Annotated in this window: 16 protein-coding genes; 9 read left to right on the top strand and 7 right to left on the bottom strand. The window is 37.4% G+C overall.

Features of this window, described 5'->3' with window-relative positions; genetic code table 11:
* Positions 1-3: 3 nt before the first annotated feature.
* The 4 genes from chrA to OSJ91_RS05630 form a co-directional block, all read right to left on the bottom strand.
* Positions 4-555, bottom strand: a complete 552-nt coding sequence (gene chrA, locus OSJ91_RS05615) for a chromate efflux transporter ChrA (protein WP_350301567.1) — start codon at positions 553-555, stop codon at positions 4-6.
* Positions 555-1,175, bottom strand: coding sequence for a chromate efflux transporter ChrB (gene chrB, locus OSJ91_RS05620; protein ID WP_413015981.1), 621 nt, complete (start codon positions 1,173-1,175; stop codon positions 555-557). The genes chrA and chrB overlap by 1 nt, the downstream gene beginning before the upstream one ends.
* A gap of 323 nt (positions 1,176-1,498) precedes the next feature.
* On the bottom strand, positions 1,499-2,371 hold the full coding sequence (locus OSJ91_RS05625; RefSeq protein WP_485891183.1) for a DMT family transporter: 873 nt from the start codon (positions 2,369-2,371) through the stop codon (positions 1,499-1,501).
* 562 nt (positions 2,372-2,933) lie between these two features.
* A complete protein-coding gene (locus OSJ91_RS05630; protein ID WP_350301569.1) occupies positions 2,934-3,146 on the bottom strand; it encodes a hypothetical protein in 213 nt (70 codons plus the stop codon).
* A gap of 395 nt (positions 3,147-3,541) precedes the next feature.
* Here OSJ91_RS05630 and OSJ91_RS05635 point away from each other — a divergent pair, with 395 nt between their 5' ends.
* Complete coding sequence (locus OSJ91_RS05635) at positions 3,542-4,216, top strand: response regulator transcription factor (protein WP_350301570.1); 675 nt, start codon at positions 3,542-3,544, stop codon at positions 4,214-4,216.
* Positions 4,213-5,211, top strand: a complete 999-nt coding sequence (locus OSJ91_RS05640; protein WP_350301571.1) for a sensor histidine kinase — start codon at positions 4,213-4,215, stop codon at positions 5,209-5,211. Before OSJ91_RS05635 ends, OSJ91_RS05640 begins: the two co-directional genes overlap by 4 nt.
* Before the next feature lie 21 nt (positions 5,212-5,232).
* On the opposite strand, the gene OSJ91_RS05645 is transcribed toward OSJ91_RS05640, so the two are convergent.
* Together OSJ91_RS05645 and OSJ91_RS05650 are read right to left on the bottom strand one after the other, a co-directional pair.
* Positions 5,233-7,197, bottom strand: a complete 1,965-nt coding sequence (locus OSJ91_RS05645) for an ABC transporter permease (protein ID WP_485891184.1) — start codon at positions 7,195-7,197, stop codon at positions 5,233-5,235.
* Positions 7,194-7,940: an ABC transporter ATP-binding protein gene (locus tag OSJ91_RS05650; RefSeq protein WP_350301573.1), complete on the bottom strand. Its 747-nt coding sequence runs from the start codon at positions 7,938-7,940 to the stop codon at positions 7,194-7,196. The genes OSJ91_RS05645 and OSJ91_RS05650 overlap by 4 nt, the downstream gene beginning before the upstream one ends.
* Before the next feature lie 306 nt (positions 7,941-8,246).
* Between OSJ91_RS05650 and OSJ91_RS05655 the strand changes: the two genes are divergently transcribed.
* The 3 genes from OSJ91_RS05655 to OSJ91_RS05665 all read left to right on the top strand — a co-directional run bounded on the left by OSJ91_RS05655 (position 8,247) and on the right by OSJ91_RS05665 (position 9,824).
* Positions 8,247-8,609: a group I truncated hemoglobin gene (locus tag OSJ91_RS05655; RefSeq protein WP_241593607.1), complete on the top strand. Its 363-nt coding sequence runs from the start codon at positions 8,247-8,249 to the stop codon at positions 8,607-8,609.
* A gap of 95 nt (positions 8,610-8,704) precedes the next feature.
* A complete protein-coding gene (locus OSJ91_RS05660; protein WP_485891185.1) occupies positions 8,705-9,088 on the top strand; it encodes a cupredoxin domain-containing protein in 384 nt (127 codons plus the stop codon).
* 181 nt (positions 9,089-9,269) lie between these two features.
* Positions 9,270-9,824: a hypothetical protein gene (locus OSJ91_RS05665; RefSeq protein ID WP_413015986.1), complete on the top strand. Its 555-nt coding sequence runs from the start codon at positions 9,270-9,272 to the stop codon at positions 9,822-9,824.
* A 58-nt stretch (positions 9,825-9,882) separates the two neighbouring features.
* Here the strand turns inward: OSJ91_RS05665 and OSJ91_RS05670 are convergent, their stop codons facing one another.
* On the bottom strand, positions 9,883-11,295 hold the full coding sequence (locus OSJ91_RS05670) for a PQQ-dependent sugar dehydrogenase (protein ID WP_485891186.1): 1,413 nt from the start codon (positions 11,293-11,295) through the stop codon (positions 9,883-9,885).
* A 391-nt stretch (positions 11,296-11,686) separates the two neighbouring features.
* On the opposite strand from OSJ91_RS05670, the gene OSJ91_RS05675 reads away from it, so the two are divergent.
* The 4 genes from OSJ91_RS05675 to OSJ91_RS05690 all read left to right on the top strand — a co-directional run bounded on the left by OSJ91_RS05675 (position 11,687) and on the right by OSJ91_RS05690 (position 17,574).
* Positions 11,687-13,276, top strand: coding sequence for a bifunctional metallophosphatase/5'-nucleotidase (locus tag OSJ91_RS05675; RefSeq protein ID WP_485891187.1), 1,590 nt, complete (start codon positions 11,687-11,689; stop codon positions 13,274-13,276).
* 266 nt (positions 13,277-13,542) lie between these two features.
* Positions 13,543-13,908 (top strand): hypothetical protein, encoded by a 366-nt coding sequence (locus OSJ91_RS05680; protein ID WP_413015990.1) that lies wholly within the window; start codon positions 13,543-13,545, stop codon positions 13,906-13,908.
* Between the two features lie 658 nt (positions 13,909-14,566).
* On the top strand, positions 14,567-15,922 hold the full coding sequence (locus tag OSJ91_RS05685; RefSeq protein ID WP_350301580.1) for an APC family permease: 1,356 nt from the start codon (positions 14,567-14,569) through the stop codon (positions 15,920-15,922).
* 26 nt (positions 15,923-15,948) lie between these two features.
* A complete protein-coding gene (locus OSJ91_RS05690; RefSeq protein ID WP_485891188.1) occupies positions 15,949-17,574 on the top strand; it encodes an amidohydrolase in 1,626 nt (541 codons plus the stop codon).
* Positions 17,575-17,594 lie beyond the last annotated feature (20 nt).

The raw sequence follows: 17,594 nt of genomic DNA on the forward strand, positions 1-17,594 counted from the left end.
TTATTATGTGTGCGGGATGATAAAGCCGCCGTACATAAAGGCAAGAATGATTACGAATGCAGGGTGGATCTTGAATTTACCTAAAGCCAAGAAGGCCAATCCAGCGATGACGATTGAATGGATGTAGCCGATGGATCCGACCGCATCCGCGGCCATATTCCAGGTGAGCAATAACATCATGATCGCAATTACGGGCTGTACAAGCAGTGACATGCCTTTTACAATAGGCGATTGCTTGTATTTTCGCAGGATTTTTAATAAATATATCAAAGCCACGGCTGAAGGGATGATCGTGCCTGCCAATGCAGCTAGAAATCCTGGCCAGCCATATACATCATATCCGACATATGCAGCTATTTTCGTGGCGATAGGTCCTGGGAGTGAATTTCCTAACGCAAGCATTTGAGAGAACTCGGTATTATCAAGCCAGCCATAACGGGTGACGATTTGATCATACATTAGCGGAATCGAGGCTGGACCTCCGCCGTAACCAAGCATATTGGCTATGAAAAACGCCAGAAAAACAGCAACTCCTATTGGGATAATAAGACCCATTAAGCGGATTCCTCCTTCCTATCCTTCTTTTTGTTTTTCAATCTATCCTTTAATTTAAAATGAAACGCTCCATATATAAGAAAAATCATGATGACGATACCCGGATGCAGGGAAATGACTTGCAGAAGCAAAAAGGAAATCGCAAAAAAGGTGATTCCGAGCACCTTTCCTAACCCTTTTACCGCCTTTTCGCCAAACTCATAAGCCATTTGACCAAGCATGACAGCAACCACCGGCATTACAGCAGCGATCATATTACTGATCATTGCGGAATTACTTAGAACATTAATGAACGCAATCAAGAAAACCATCGCAATGCATGAAGGTAAAACGTGAGCGGCCACACTTACGATGGCTCCCGGCCAGCCTTTTAGTTTATAACCAAGATATGCTGCCATCTTCGTGGCAATCGGTCCTGGGAGTGTATTGGCAATCGCCAAAGTGTCCCCGAATTCATCATCGTCGAGCCAGTGATAACGGGAAACTGCTTCGTGGCGGATGAGAGGGATGACTGATGGTCCGCCGCCGAAACCTAATATCCCCGTTCTCATCATCCCAATCGTCAATTCCGTATATGGTTTTTTCAAGAACGATTCCTCCTTTGTTATAAAATTTAGCATTCATTTCCAAAAGATTATGAATTAATGATAACAAAAATTATTTCGAAATGTACATAAAGTAACAATAATAATTACGTAATGAATGTATGTTTAAGATTTTTCAATATAATCGGCTGAAAAAAATAAAATAATACAACTTTTTGTCTTAAGAATCAAGAAACCGTTGGGACGGTCCGCCTTATTATTAACATAAAGGGGGATTAGTAAGGATAAATTACAAATAAAAAACAACGTTTCTGCAATCCCCTTTTTTAAACCAAAAAAGAACCCTATAGGCAGCCTTTTTTAAAGAGACCGCTCTATAGGGTACATTTTAATGTGGGTTATTCTTCCCGAATGACTAATAACACACCGATAAAAATTAATATTGTGCCGATCCAAAAAGACAAGCCGATTTGTTCCCCTAGTATTAACCAACCTAAAAAAGTACCGACTATAGGCTGTAAAAAGAAAAATAATCCACCGCTTGAAGCGGTAAGCATTTGCAGTCCGCGATTCCACAGTAAAAAGGCACATGCTGTGGAAATAACGCCCAAGTATAATAGGCCGCCCCATATGGATGGATGCATGATTGCTTGAAAATCAAGCTCATCCAATCGACTGATCGTAACAGGTGTTAAAAAGACAATTGCCACAAGCACTGCATAGGTCGTTATAACAATTTGTGAATATTGCCCAGGGACACGTTTAATCAGAACAGACATAAGCGCCCAAGTTAAGGCAGCAATAAGCAGTGATAGGCCCCCAAGTTGGTGAGATGAGCCGATATGGGCATTCCCGACAATGATACCGACACCGATTGTCGCTAAAATTACGGAAATTGATTTCTTGATGGTGATCTTTTCTTTTAAAACGATACGTGCAAATATCACCATAAATGCAGGTGTTGTGGAAGTAATGATAGCTCCCATTTGTGCAGTGGATAGCAGTGTACCGACTTCCTGGGTTACGATGGAAATTGTGTTTCCAACAAGTCCTATAATGAAAACCAAAAGCCAGTCTCGTTTTTCAATCCGCCAAGATTGTTTTGTTATAAAACCAATTGTCAGCAATGCTAAAATCGCAATTACATATCGTAATAATACTAATTCAAGTGGCGGAACAACGTCTACCACAACTTTTACCACAACATACATCCCGCCCCAAATGCTAGCAGCGAGTGATAAATATAAAGAACCTAATATAGTGTTTTTCATTTTGTACCCTCCGTTTTAACTAAACATTTCCAGTCCTTAACGGAGATGCAATTTTTCTGCCGTTAAGGGAGAATAACTGCAGGTACATCATTTTCGAATAGTGGTGACCACATCATCAGCTTTCAACTCACTTTCAAAAAAATATTTATTTTCAATGTTTTTAGCTAACATCAGTAAGTTATAAAATATACTCATTTAAATATACAAGATTTTAGATTGATAAAACAACAAATAATAGTATTGAAGCTAGCGAACCTTTAAGATGATCCGTCAATCAAGATAGTATACTGAAACTTGAAACACATGAAAAAACCCCACATGATCTATTAACAACTGGTGGGGTTTCTATTTGGCTTAATGGATTCTAGTTGGGATAGAAAGAGGGATTTAAAGGGAAGGGAAGCAAATGGTACAGTAATAATGCTGGTCAAATTGTCGGTAGCTAATAATGTAAGTGATAAAGCTGGAAAGAAAAGGTGGATTAGGATTAAAGAGCTCCCTTAAAGAGTTTAATCCTAATCCACCGTTAAGTTAAATTTGGTGCATGACTTTTCCGGAAGCATCACAATCCGTTATATTTTCTTTCAATTTTCCTGAACTCGTCTGATAGTTCAAATAGGGTGTGTAATACGGCTGTTTGAATATATAGATTCATATAATTATCATTGCTCTTCTTTTGAAAAGATAAATCATGTTTTTCATTAATTTTACGAGTTATACATGCATTAATTTCGCTCCACATTTCTTTCGTTCCTTCTTTAACTTTAGTCTCCATAATCTCCCACTCCTTTTTTATTAGTTTATCCAATCTATTACATTCTTATACTTATTTTTTGGGCAATCTGGTAACTTTTTTATCTTAAAATTAATTCTTTGCATAGGAAAAGGAGAGTGAAGCGAATAGTGTTAGCCATAATGTTTTTTTCAGCAATTAATAACGACTAATGGGTAATGACTTATCCTATTTTTCGAATTAGCACTCAAACAGAAGGATACCCAAAAGGGGGAGGCAGGGTGTCACTATCGCATCTCTTCTCTATAGTTTGTTTGATTGGGTCATATTCTTGAGTGACGTATTGTATAAATGACAGGAGTTTGGAATAATTAGCATTATGATATTGAAGAGAATTTAAAACCTTTATCGATTCAGTCCATGAATAGGAGATTGTTATGTTTAAAATTATGATAGTTGAAGATGATGAAAAAATTAGAAAAATAGTGGCTGATACGCTAACAAAGTGGAAATATGACGTTGTGGGGATTATGGAGTTTGACCACATTTTAGATGATTTTGAGAAATTCCAGCCTGATTTGGTACTATTGGATATAAACTTGCCAACCTTTGATGGCTTTTATTGGTGTCAGCAGATCCGTGCAATCTCAAGTGTGCCCATACTGTTCCTTTCCTCTAGAAACCAAAACATGGACATCATCATGGCCATTAATATGGGAGGGGATGATTTTATCCAGAAGCCATTTGATTTAGATGTTCTTGTAGCAAAAATCAGTGCATTGTTACGGAGGAATTATACTTATCAAAATGGACATAACTTAAAATTAACGCACCGGAACTTGTCTTTGCATGTAACAAACTCGACTATCCAATATGAGGAACAGTCCATTGAACTTTCACGTAATGAGTTCATCATTTTGCAATTGATGATGCGCAGAATAGGTAAAATTGTATCAAGAGATGACTTGATGCAAGCTCTTTGGAATGATGAACAGTTTGTCGATGATAATACACTGACTGTTAATGTAAATCGATTAAGGCGTAAGATCTCTGGAATTGGATTAGAAGACTTTATTGTGACACGTAAAGGAATGGGGTATCTGATTGAATGAGGTTCATACAATTTTTAAAACATGAGAAGCCTTATATCTTTTTACTGGTTTTTGTCTTTTGTATGGTTTCTGCAGTCTATCACACTGACCCCAATATGACATGGAACTGGAACACCTTTCTATATGCTGGGGCATTAACTCTTTTCGTATTGATTATTTTCTTTTTGTACCGGTATCAGCAAAATTTGCGCGCAATCCGAGCCATGGGTGACGAAGATCATGAGAACCTTTCTTTAGAGGCAGCCTCGTTACAGCAGTTGATTGAAGAGAAGGAAAGGGAACAAATAAGGTCTCTCAATCTGATTCATGAGAAACAAAGCGAGTATTACGATTTTATTGTATCGTGGTTTCATGAAATTAAGACACCCATCTCGGTGCTGCGATTGATGGAGCAGACAGAGATCGATGCCAAGAGCTTTCATGATGAGGTGTCAAGGATAGAGCATTATGTGGATCAAGCACTTTATTATGCAAAGTTGGATAGCTTCAATCAAGACTATGACATCAAGAATTGTGATTTGGACCAATTGGTTAAAGAGGTCATAAAAACTCATTCCAAAACATTTATTTCCAAGAAAATCCGCCTGCAGTTACAGATAGAACCAACCACGATCCAAAGTGACCCCAAGTGGCTGCAATTTATCCTTAATCAATTAATTTCAAATTGCTTGAAGTATACGGAAGAAGAAGGGGAAATAAAGATTGAGACAGGTTTCGATTTAAAAGAAAAGCAGCTGATCATTAGAGATAATGGAATTGGTATAGAAAAAACGGATTTACCACGGATATTCAATAGGGGTTTTACAGGATCCAACGGGCGTACCTACACAAAATCCACAGGGATGGGGTTATATTTAGCACAGCAGTTATCCAACAAACTTGGCCACTATATCACATGCACCTCTGAAACAGGTTTGTATACGGAATTTGTCATGCACTTTCCCAAAAATGTCGATCCCTATTTCATTATGCAAAAAAACGCAATGAGACCTTGATGAGGCCATTGCGTTTTTTTATTAATATTTCTGATTTACGATTTTGTAGTAGAGATTCGCAGAAGACAGATAAAACAAAACATAAATCACAAAGTATATTGCAAAGATGAACCAGAGCATCGAAGTAAGCTGCGGAAAATCTTGTACAGAATCCAGAATATAGTATTTTAAAATGAGCCAGCTGTGCAAAATGCCTAAAACTAGCGGAGGGAAGAAAACAAAGAGAAGTTGTTTACGAATCACACTTTTCAATTCACTGTCTGCGGTTCCTATCTTTCGCAGGATGGAATACTGTCTCTGTTCTTCCGTTGCTTCCCTCAATTGTTTAAAGTAAATGACGCTGGCCAATGCAAACAGGGCAATGACAGCAAGGAAAGCAGCTGCAAATAACATTAAAGATGAACCTTCTATTTGCTTTGAATACACATCGGCAAATGAAGAATAGTACGTGTCGGGCTTCTTCGTAACAATGGCATGTATATCACTTGATAAAGATTCAGCCTGCTTCTCATTTTCAATTTCATAAATTTCAAAAGGAATCGTTTTGGCTTTGCTTTTTAAGTTTTGATAAGCCTCATCTGAAATAATCAGGACTGCGGGCTTTAATAACATGGATTGAACAGGGTCGCTGGCCCAGCCTAATAATGCGTAATCTTTCTTCTCTATTAGTTTTAGAGTGATATCTTCATTTACATTCACTTTAAAACGTGGCAGCTGATCGGAGGGAAAGGATTTTGGGGAATCTGTTCCTTGTGACAGAGTTACAGCTTCCATATCTTCTAAATGGATTTCCTCCTGATTTCCACGCAATGAGATGATTTCGTTATATGCTTTTTCTGGAAAAAGAAAAACGTCCTTTGAAAAATACTCAGGGTTCTCAAAAGCAAGGTCCATGTTTGTATTTGGCTTTCCTACTAAAGCTTCCAAAGTTTTGTGATACTCTATCGAGTGGTCCGAATTTTTTATTCTAGCATCAATTTTCTCGTTAGTTTCCTTATCCAATGACTGAAACGCAATATCATTCGGTAAATTCCTGCCGACAGCTTCAAATTGGACCGCATAATTGATCGAAACGAATCCAATCAAGAAAATAATGGTCGCACTGAACAAAGAGATGAAGGTAAGGTTTAACGTATTCGACCTTATTTGGAAGCGCAATGAGGAAATCCACAATACCCGATTGCCTTCATGGAAATTATACTTCTGGCGAATCTTATGCAGCAGCCAGCCGGAGAACTGACGGAAGAACAAATACGTTCCGCCGATCATGCCGACTGTGACAGCAATCATGGCAAAAGTTACGTGTTCTTTCCATATGCTTGATTCTTTGCCCTGGCTTATCAGAAAAAATTCCGTTGCTAATAACACTAATGACAAAGCTGCCATAATGAACGAAGACGGTATCGGTTTTTCCATTTTTTCTTTGGCATGAAACAACTCCACGAGTTGTACGCGACTGATCATGAAGAAACTTTGGATACTTGCAATGATCGCTAACAAGAGAAACAGGATGATTGTCGAGCCGATCGCTTGATAAGGAAAATTCAGCGTAATGACATTGTCGTATTGCATTAAGTTCATTAATGCCATACCGAAAAACTTGGACAGCAGACCGCCAAGAAGTATTCCAATTACAAGCGAGAATGATCCAATGAGCAAATTTTCAAAGAAAACCATTCGTGTAATCTGGCTTTCTTTCATACCTAGAAGCAAATAGAGTCCAAATTCCTTTTTTCTTTGCTTCATAAAGAAAGAGTTAGCATAAAGAATAAAGAAAATGATAAAGAGGAAGATGACCACTGAGGCAATCGACACACCCGTTTGAAAACTCTCCTTATTATTGAGTACATCCAATATATCCTGGTTATACATTAGTGATGAGAAGGTGAAATGGACCATCACACCAGTAATCATGGCAAACAGATAAATCGTATAAACACGGAAATTGCGCTGAACGTTCCGGAACGTCATATTCAGTAAGTTCACCTTTGATTCCCTCCCATGGCACTCTGGATGTGAAGGATTCGATCAAAGAAGTCACTTTGACTTTGGTCACCTTTATAAAGCTCGTTTACGATTCCTCCATCACGCAAGAAGATAACTCGTTTACAGAAGCTTGCTGCATAGGAGTCGTGTGTAATCATAAGAATAGTCGTTTGAAACGTTTCATTTAAGCTCGATAACTGTTCCAATAATTGTGTTGCTGATCTCGAATCAAGAGCGCCTGTAGGTTCATCTGCAAAGACAATCGCAGGGTTTGTAATAATGGCGCGCGCAGATGAGGCCCGTTGTTTCTGACCGCCTGAAACTTCTGTAGGGTATTTATCCTGGATTTCTTCAATATTCAATGCCTGAATGACTGGTCTCAGCCGTCTTTCCATCTCATCCGTAGAAAATTTCCTTAATGAAAGGGGCAGGAGAATGTTCTCTTTAATCGTTAAAGTATCAAGCAAATTGTAATCTTGAAAGATGAACCCCATTCGTTCTTGACGAAATGTACGCAATGCTTTTTTGTTTAAATCCAACAGGGCCTGTTCTTCAAGCCAGACCTCCCCGCCAGAAAATTTATCAATTGTCGAGAGCACATTCATCAGCGTCGTTTTTCCTGAACCGGATGGCCCCATAATAGCCGTAAATTCACCTGAAGTAATGGTAAGGTCAATATTTTTTAAAACCTGTGCCTTTCCATAGGATTTAGATAAGTTTTTAGTTTGTAATACTTTTTTCAACGTAAATCTCCTCCTCATGTTACATACTATAAAATTCATCCCTTTTCCCACCATAGATGTAACAGGAAGCAAGATTACAATTTTGTCACATTACAATTTGAATATGTAAAATAAAAGTGTGAACAGTGAATGTAATAAATGGAATTCCCTAAATCAATTATGCATTTTCAGCAACTTGGTAGCAACAAGTTGAAATAAAGAGGGATAAGTGGATATCAGCAAAAGGGGATTAAAATGAAAGATAAGGAATAAAAACAAATTTTCTACAGAGAATACTTCTATTAATTACAAGTAAGGAGTGTATATATGGAACAAACACTTTATGAAAAAGTCGGCGGGGAAGAAGCGATAGCAAAAGTTGTGGACTATTTTTACTCCGAATTGGTTCTTAAGGATGAGACAGTTAATCATTTTTTTGAAAAAACGGATATGGAAAAGCAACGCCGTCATCAAACAAAGTTCATTAGTTTTGCATTAGGCGGTCCAAAACAATATTCTGGACAATCCATGGCAAAAGCTCACCAAGGATTGAATCTGCAACCAGACCATTTCAATGCCATTGTAAAACATCTTAACGATGCACTAGCTCACTTTGGAGTGAATGAAGCTGACATAGATACAGCTTTAACTAAAGTTGCTACACTAAGAGACGATATCTTGTATAAATGATTGTTATTGAGCTAGCAGCTCCTTTGCAACCAAATTAATAGTAATAATATTTTATGGATTAGAAAAAAATAGTGTTAGGGAAGGAGGGATTGCGAATGTCTGTGAAAAAGCGGGTAACAGGATTGGTCGTTGTGCTTGCAATGTTTGTAGTTGTGACAACTCTAGGCTCACTCGGCGTATATGCCGAATCCGGTGTTGTAGCTCAGCCTACGGTGAAATCGATTGAGGTCGAGTTGAACGATGATTACTTTAATCCGGAAGTCATCACTATTCCGAATGGAACAGTCACTACGTTGATATTGAAAAACAAAGGTACAAAAGAACACACCTTCACAGTGGAAAAGCTCGGAATTGACGTCGAGGTCCAGCCAGGTAAAGAAAAAACCATTACCGTGCAACCGAAACAGCCCGGTACATATGAACTGACATGCCGGTACCATTTCCAGGAAGGAATGGTTGGGAAAGTAATGGTCAAATAAAAAGCAGGGCCAATAAGGCCTTGTTTTTTTAATAGGCGATTAAGTTTTAGAGAGATTTTTTATTAAGCTATTTTTCATTACACAGGAAATTGATGTTTAGATTACTAATAATTGTTCCAACTCCAATAAATGGAAATATAATGTATCGTAACGTATAAACCATTTAGAATGAGGTGGAAAAGTGTATTTTTTTAAACCTATTTCTGATGAGGTTCGTTTATTTCAAATAATATTCAATAAACATAACAAAACGATGAAGCTCATTTTAGGGTCCATTTTTGCCTGTATTGCTGCTATTCTACAGGCTGCTGCTGGCTTTTTACCAGGTATCGGATATTTTATAAGTCCGCTAGCCACTGCACCTATTCTGTTATGTTCCATGTTTTCCATTCCTTTTGGAGTGATGACCTACCTTCTGACAATTATGTTGTTATTCATCCTACAGCCAACTGAACTGTTTGTATTTCCTTTTACAACAGGATTGTTAGGACTTGGCATAGGGGCATCCTTTTCCTTTTTTAGGAAGAGATTAAGTGTTATTGCTGCTGGTGCAATTCTATTAATGTCAGGAATTATGAGTCTACTATTTATTTTTCACTTTCCGGTTTTAGGTCCAGCCGTCTCAGTTTCCTTTTCATTTCTTATAACTGGCTTTATATTTACTTTCATTTATAGCTGGTTATGGGTTGAAATTGCTTTAATCATTTTTAAAAGATTAAAAATGATTATAATTTAGTGATTCTCCATCACTTAGTTTTAATTTCGATTCATAACAGGAATTTTATAGTTATGATTCATGGAACAATTTCAAAAACAGTACCTTGGTTGAAATCAGTCACTTTCATAGAGCCATAAACCCCTAAATATAATCTGCTTTGATCCAGGTTCGTTCCCAAATTAACATAATAAGCTGATTGAGACCCAAAATCATAATCGGTTTGTATCACACTAAAATCATTTTGTTGACCATTTGGTCTTACGGTGGTATAAGCTAAAGCCCCTCTTATCTTAGGTTGAGATTCTTTCCGGGCAAGATCGGTAAACACGACGCTTCCTGTTAAACCAGGGATGCTTTTCCCCATATATGCTTGTACTCCTGTAATTGCAGTTCCTCCAAACTTATCGGGTCTGGTATCTTCATGAAAATAACTTGTTAAAGGCTGAAGACGGCTCCCTGAAAGTGATACTGCTTCATTGTAATAAACAATTGTTTTTTCATCCAAATTCCGATTTTCAGTGCAGCCTTTAATAATCGAAGCAGGAAAAGTACCTTCCCAACCTCTCCAGCCAAAGTTAATAAATCCTTCTTTGTCAGGTTCAGAATTCATGGAATAAGCTTGAATAAGCTGAGTAACCGGTATTGGTTTATACTGAACGAATGAAAAAATCGACTCGACCAAACGCTGGCCGACATTTCCCGCATATTTAATATACTGATTATAAAATCTTTGAAATGAAATGCCTGGTATATTGCGCACCCCTTTTGCCATTACCATGAGCGTTTCCTGAATGGGTGTGGGAAGTTCATTGAAACGTGTGACAATGGGTGGATCATTGACGTACATATTCTTACCTACATCAATTTCAATTATTTTACCGGCGATTTCCAGATCATCCTGACTTAAGTTAAATGGATCATAGCGTGATCCGCCATCCCCGGTTGTTAAAACAAGTTTTCCTGTTTCAGGTGAAAAGTTCAAACTATTGAACCCATTATGAGTTGAAAATGGTCGTCTTAAGTTAAGTAATGTCCGTCGTTTTTGGGGTTGACCATTCGATTGTAAAATCCATTCTTCAATTGTATCAATATGATCATATTTAGTTTCTCTATTCATCCACCTTAGGTTTAAAGTTTTGGGATCACACGGGTCAGGCTTAAAAGATTCAGAAAGAGCACCTGGTCCTTGTGTTCCAGCTACTGAATAATGAAGATAAAACAGACCGTTATAATAAAATTCGGGATGAAACGCTAGGCCTAGCAATCCCCGTTCATCATATCCGCCACCAGATGCACCTAGTTTCAGGATTCGCGGGCGAATATCTAAAAAAGTCCTTATATCTCCGTTTCCTATGTAAAAGATCTCTCCTACCTGGGTTGCAATAAATAATCTTTCAATGGAGTCACCTGGAAGTATGGTTGTTTTCAAAACAGTAGGTAAATTTATTTTACTTACAATGGGCCGTAAACCAACCTTAACTTTTATCAACTGACTTTGCACCCCTTCTTATTGTTTTCTTTTTATAAGAATATGATTAGAGCCGTCCATTAGTACCAAATTAGGCCGGGGAATCTGAACTAAAGGAGTGCGTTAATTGAACTAAAATAAGTGAAATTTTTAAGAATAGGATAAATTCAAGTACTATCGGTTTAATGGGTAGAAAAATTAGAGCCTTTTTAAATAAAACTGTATTTTTTGCTAATCAAAATCTTAACAGATTTCTAAATGTTAAGCCGTATGAGTATTTTAAAAAGATATGCATGTACTTGGTTAACTTAACAATTATTATATGAAATATAACAAAAAATCACGGTCCCTTTATACGGATATAAAATTCAAGAGTTATTCTTGATTTACATCTAGAGGGAGGGATCGGAAATTGTCAAAATTTCAGGCCATATCTTCTTTATTCATCTTGGTATTTATCATCATTTTCGTAACTTATAAAATCACAGCATTCTCATCCAATCATTCCACAACGGATCATTCCACATCCAACCGCTACATCCAACTACAATTATTAGGCGTTAATGATTTTCACGGCCAACTAAACAAATATCAAATGGTTTCAGGAACCATGGCGGGCGGTGCTGAATACTTGGCTGCCTATTTAAAAAAATATAAACAAGAAAAACCAAATACATTACTCGTTCATGCTGGTGATATGGTAGGAGGAAGTCCTCCAATCTCTTCTCAATTTCAAGACGAACCCACGATTGAATTTTTAAACCTCCTGCACTTTGATGTCGGGACACCTGGAAATCATGAATTGGACGAAGGCGTATATGAAATGAAACGTCTCATTCATGGAGGATTCAATAAAAAAACAGGTTATTTTCAAGGTGCCAATACTGCTTACAGTTCTGCAAATATCATCGACAGAAAGTCGGGTACTCCTTTGTTACCACCGTATGTTATTAAACAAATTGACGGAATTAATATTGGATTTATCGGTGTGGTCACAAAAGAGACCAACCTGTATGTGGCACCTGAAAATCGAAAAGAAGTAGAAATTACGGATGAAGTTTCAGCTATTAACCGAACCGTTAAGCTTTTAAAGGAAAAAGGGATCAAAGTGATTGTTGTACTGGCACATGATTCAGCTAAATCAGATAAGGCAGGAGCAAATTCCAGTGGAGCTTTAGTGGAGATGGCTCCAAAAATCGATGATGAGGTCGATGTCATTTTTGCGGGTCACAGCCATGAATATGCCAATACCATTGCAGCGGGTAAACTGATCGTTCAAGCTTATTCTAACGGGAAAGCCTTTTCTCAAGTAAATCTTGAAATTGACCCACATACTAAAATTATTGTTAAGAAACAAGCAAAGATAGTTGCCACTTCACATCTTCATATAAAACCGGATGAAGAAACGGTTGCTCTTCTAAATAAATATAGAAAAAGATTGGGGAGCAATTTTAATCAGGTAATAGGGGAAATGCCGGAAGAAATCAGACGAAATCAAGGTGCAAACGGTGAATCCCCATTAGCGAAAATGATTGCAGAATCTGAGCGGGAAGCCATGGGGGTAGATATAGCTTTTGTCCATCAGGGCGAAATGCGAAAAAGTTTAAAAAAAGGGAAAATCACTGTAGAAGACCTTTATACAAACGTGCCTATGGGTCATAATGTCAGTAAGTTAATTTTAACAGGAGAGCAGATAAAACTTGCTTTAGAACAGCAGTGGACGAAAGATTATGAAAATAGGTTACAAACGGTTGGTTTAACGTATAATTGGGACCCCGATTCTCCAATTGGCAACCGCATTGTTGCGCTGAAAGATATGAAGGGTCAAGAGATTCAGGCAAGCAACGAATATGAAGTAGCGGTTAGTAATTATTTGGCTTCAGGCGGTGATAACTTCACTGCATTTGAACAAGGTAGACTCGTAGAATCCGGTCCGCAAGTCGTCACTGCACTAATACGCTATATCCAACAGAAGTATCCTCCCCATTCATTGAAAGAATGAAGGGGAAAATACAAGGATTTGCATAAGTAAGTGAACCCAAAAAGTTAGACACTTTATTTACTTAGGCAGCCTTGAGGGCATGAACCCGGTAATCTACCGGGCTCATGCCTTTTAATTTTACCTTGATTCGTTGATGAGGGGTTTTTGAGCAAAGGGGTAACGTGTCATACGACATAGATATATGAATAGAACATCACTAAATTAAATAATATGATAACGGGGAGAAATGAGGTGATTGCCTGTTAGAAAGACTTAGAAAAATTGATATGAAAACAGCTGTATTTATGGGGATTAGCTTTTACTCTTTGACTATCTTAATCCATGTTCTTATTATTAACGGCATTATCCCATTGACATGGGTTAATGGTGGAAGGTCTGAATCTCTGGCTACTCAGCTACCAATTTCTATTATGAATACCATTATTTCTATAATTGGAGGTTTTTTCACCCTGTTTGTTGGAAGAAATATATTATATAAAGGAATAACCGTGATATGTTGGTTTTTTGTTGTGCTTTGGTCATTTGGGTTTATCCTGCAATTATTTGGAACAGCTTTTGAAAAAATGGTTTGTTCGTTAATATTGCTTCTTGGAGTCATCTCGAACTTGCGTATGGCAATTGAAACAAGATAGCACTAACACTTAAATCTTTATATGTACAGACTGTACACAAATGGTCTCATCCAAAACCTTGATTAAGACTGTTTAACCTTTATTTTTCACAGTAATCCTTAATGGATTGAAGAAATTTGCGACACACCTGCCGAATAACTGGCTGGCGGAGACCCCACAGACGCGTTGAGGAGGCTTGGCAGACAGTCGGCGGAAAGGGAGCGGATTTCAGAAATCAAGCTGGAACTTTTAAAAGGAAAAAAATGCAGGGAAACTTTCCAACCGCCTTTTTGTCAACAAACGGAACGTGAAAAATGCATTTAAATAAGTGGTGCATTAGCTTAAGATCGGAACTGTCTTTAAAGAAGTTTTAGAGAAACTTTTTATAAAATCTACAAATATTTTCGACTATTGTTAATTTACTCTTTCAAAGGAGTTGCTTTGGCAGCTCTTTTTCTTATGGAATAAAAAGGTGCATTCAAGAAGTAGTCGAACTGGTATTAACTTCCGTCACTGACGACTAATTATGCAATATTAAATAATTGATGTAGAATTGCATAAGCCTATTAATTCATTAAATAATCTGTATATTGCAATTGTTGGCAAAATACCATTATTCCCCACTTGGTATGGTATTTGCATATAAGTTAATTAATCACGAATAAGGGTGGAGTGATACATGGAGAATGCAAAATTAAGACGTTCGTTAACGGTATTTCCTTTAGTGCTATTTGGATTGGCTTATATGGCACCTACAACAGTTTTTTCTACTTATGGGGTTGTTGCGGAAATAACGAAAGGGATGGTACCTGCTGCTTATATCATAGCTTTGGCTGGTATGCTGTTTACAGCCTATAGTTATGGTCAAATGGTTAAGGCCTACCCTGTTGCCGGTTCTGCATATACATTTACTCAAAAGGCTCTTAATCCTCACCTTGGGTTCTTAGTGGGCTGGGTTATCCTATTGGACTATTTATTTTTGCCAATGATCAATGGATTACTGATCGCTATTTACTTAAACGCATATTTTCCATCCGTTCCTTTTTCCTTCTGGTTAATTGCCTTTGTCATTTTAATCACCACTGTAAATATAATTGGAGTGAAAATAGCAACAAAAATAAATGTTTTATTAGTTGCCTGTCAATTTCTAATAATAGTTATATTTACATTCCTCTCGATTAAAGGGTTGCTTAACGGAATGGGTTCAGGAACATTATTCATGAGTTCTCCATTTGTGAATGGAGATATACCACTATCTTTAGTACTAGCAGGATCTTCTGTTTTATGTTTATCTTTTTTAGGATTTGATGCTGTTACCACATTTTCAGAGGAGACCATTAATCCGAAAAAAATAATACCAAAAGCCATTTTCCTCGTCGCATTAATAGGGGGAGGTCTGTTTGTCACCATCTCATACATCAGTCACCTTGTTTACCCAAATTTCCAAGCTTTTAAAGATCCAGATTCCGCTTCCTTGGAAATCGCCATGTACATAGGGGGTAATTTATTTCAATCTATTTTTCTAGCAGGATATATTACCGGGGGGCTGGCATCTGGTTTATCAGCTCATGCAAGTGTTTCGCGACTTTTGTATGCGATGGGGAGAGATGGAGTTCTTCCAAAGAAAATATTTGGTCATATTCATCCAAAATTCCAAACTCCAACACACAACATCATCTTAGTGGGTATTTTTGCTTTATCTGCTTTATTTGTTGATTTAGTGACAGCATCATCCTTTATTAACTTTGGGGCGCTTGTTGCCTTTACCTTTGTTAACCTTTCAGTTATTTCCCATTATTTTATTAGAGAAAACCAGCGAAACGGAATGAACACACTAAAATACCTAATATTGCCTCTGATTGGTACTGGTTTCACAATTTGGTTATGGACCAGTCTTGATTCAAAGGCACTTTTACTCGGACTGGGATGGTTAGGAATTGGTTTCATCATGCTGCTTTCAAATACGAAAATGTTTAGTAAGCGGCCGCCAGAGCTTTCTATTGATAGTGCGATTGAAAAAGAAATTCAGGCATAAAACTATATTCATCAAGGAGGATAAAAATGGTAAGTGCAGACATCATTCTTTCAGGTCAACATGTTTTTACTGGGTTACAAGATGAGCCAATAAAAGCAGCTATCGCCATTAAAGATAATAAAATTATTAAAATCGGTTCTAAAGAAGATATAATGTCATTCCTTGGAGATCAAACAAAAGTGTATGACATGGAAGAGGGACTAATTATACCGGGATTTCATGATTTTCATATGCACATTATGATGGGAAGCATTTTACAGAAGGATAGTGCCAAATTATTTGATGCAGCTTCAGAAGAAGAGGCAGCCAAAATAGTAGGTGAATTTGCAGAAACGAGACCAAATGATGAGTGGATATTTGGTGTTGGCTGGGATCATACCAATTGGAAGAACAAAGTGCTGCCACATAGAACAACACTAGATAAATATATTTGTGATCGTCCTGTTTTATTATTCAATGCAGAAGTGCATTACGCATGGATCAATAGTAAAGCAATGGAAATGATTCAATTAACGAAGGATACACCAGATCCGGAATATGGAGAAATTGGAAAAGATGAAAATGGGGAACTGACAGGCCTTTTATTTGAACAGGCAATTGGGTATGCATCAGAACATGCATACAAATTACCGAAAGAAAAACGTGTAAACCTATTCCAAGGTTTTCTTAATGAAACAAAAAGATTGGGAATCACATCCGTTAATGATTTATACGGAGCTAAAATTGCGCCAAATCCATTAGACGACCTTGAAATTTTTAAGGAATTTGAGAGAGAAGGGTTACTTACAACCAGAATTCACTTTTCGCCTGAGTTAAAAATGGATTTAGCTGCCGCGAAGGAATTACAAAAAAATTATCAGTCAGACAAGCTTACCTTTTCTGGATTAAAACAATTTATAGATGGTGTTGTGACAAGTCATACTGCTTTTTTATTGGATCATTACAAAGACCGTCCAGATACAAAAGGCGGAACAACTTATCCAGCTGAAACAATTAAACAATTAGTAAAAAAGGCAGATAAGGAAAATTTTCAAATTCGTTTCCATGCTATTGGTAACGGTGCTGTCCGCTTAGCATTGGATGCATTTGAAGAAGCGAGAAACGTAAATGGACAAAGAGATGCTAGACATGTCATTGAACATGTGGAGGTATTGCACCCGGATGATGTTCATCGCTTTAAGGAATTAGATGTAATCGCTTCCTTTCAACCTAAACATATTGAATTAATGGAAAGTGAGGCATATACAGCTAGAATCAGTGAAAAACAACAACCTCTCTATTATCCTATCAAAACACTAGTGGATACTGGTGCTAAAATTGCCTTTGGTACAGATTTTCCTGTAGTGCCCCTAAATCCCATGATGGGTATTTATCAGGCAATCACGAGAAAAGATTTAACCGGGAAGGCGTGGCAAGAGTCAGAAGGAGTAACATTGGCACAAGCGTTAAAATATTACACGGCTACACCGGCATTCGGGTCTTTCAGAGATAAAGAATTAGGCACATTGGAAGCAGGGAAGATAGCGGATATCGCAGTATTAAATAAAAATTTATTTAGCATATCAACAGAGGAAATTCTTGAAACAGAAGTGAAGATGACGATTATGGATGGAAAGATCGTATATGAAAACCAGGTCGTCCAAAAGGTATAAGATAAAAGAATATTAAAAGG

It is taken from the genome of Bacillus sp. T-10(2022) (genome assembly GCF_056502895.1).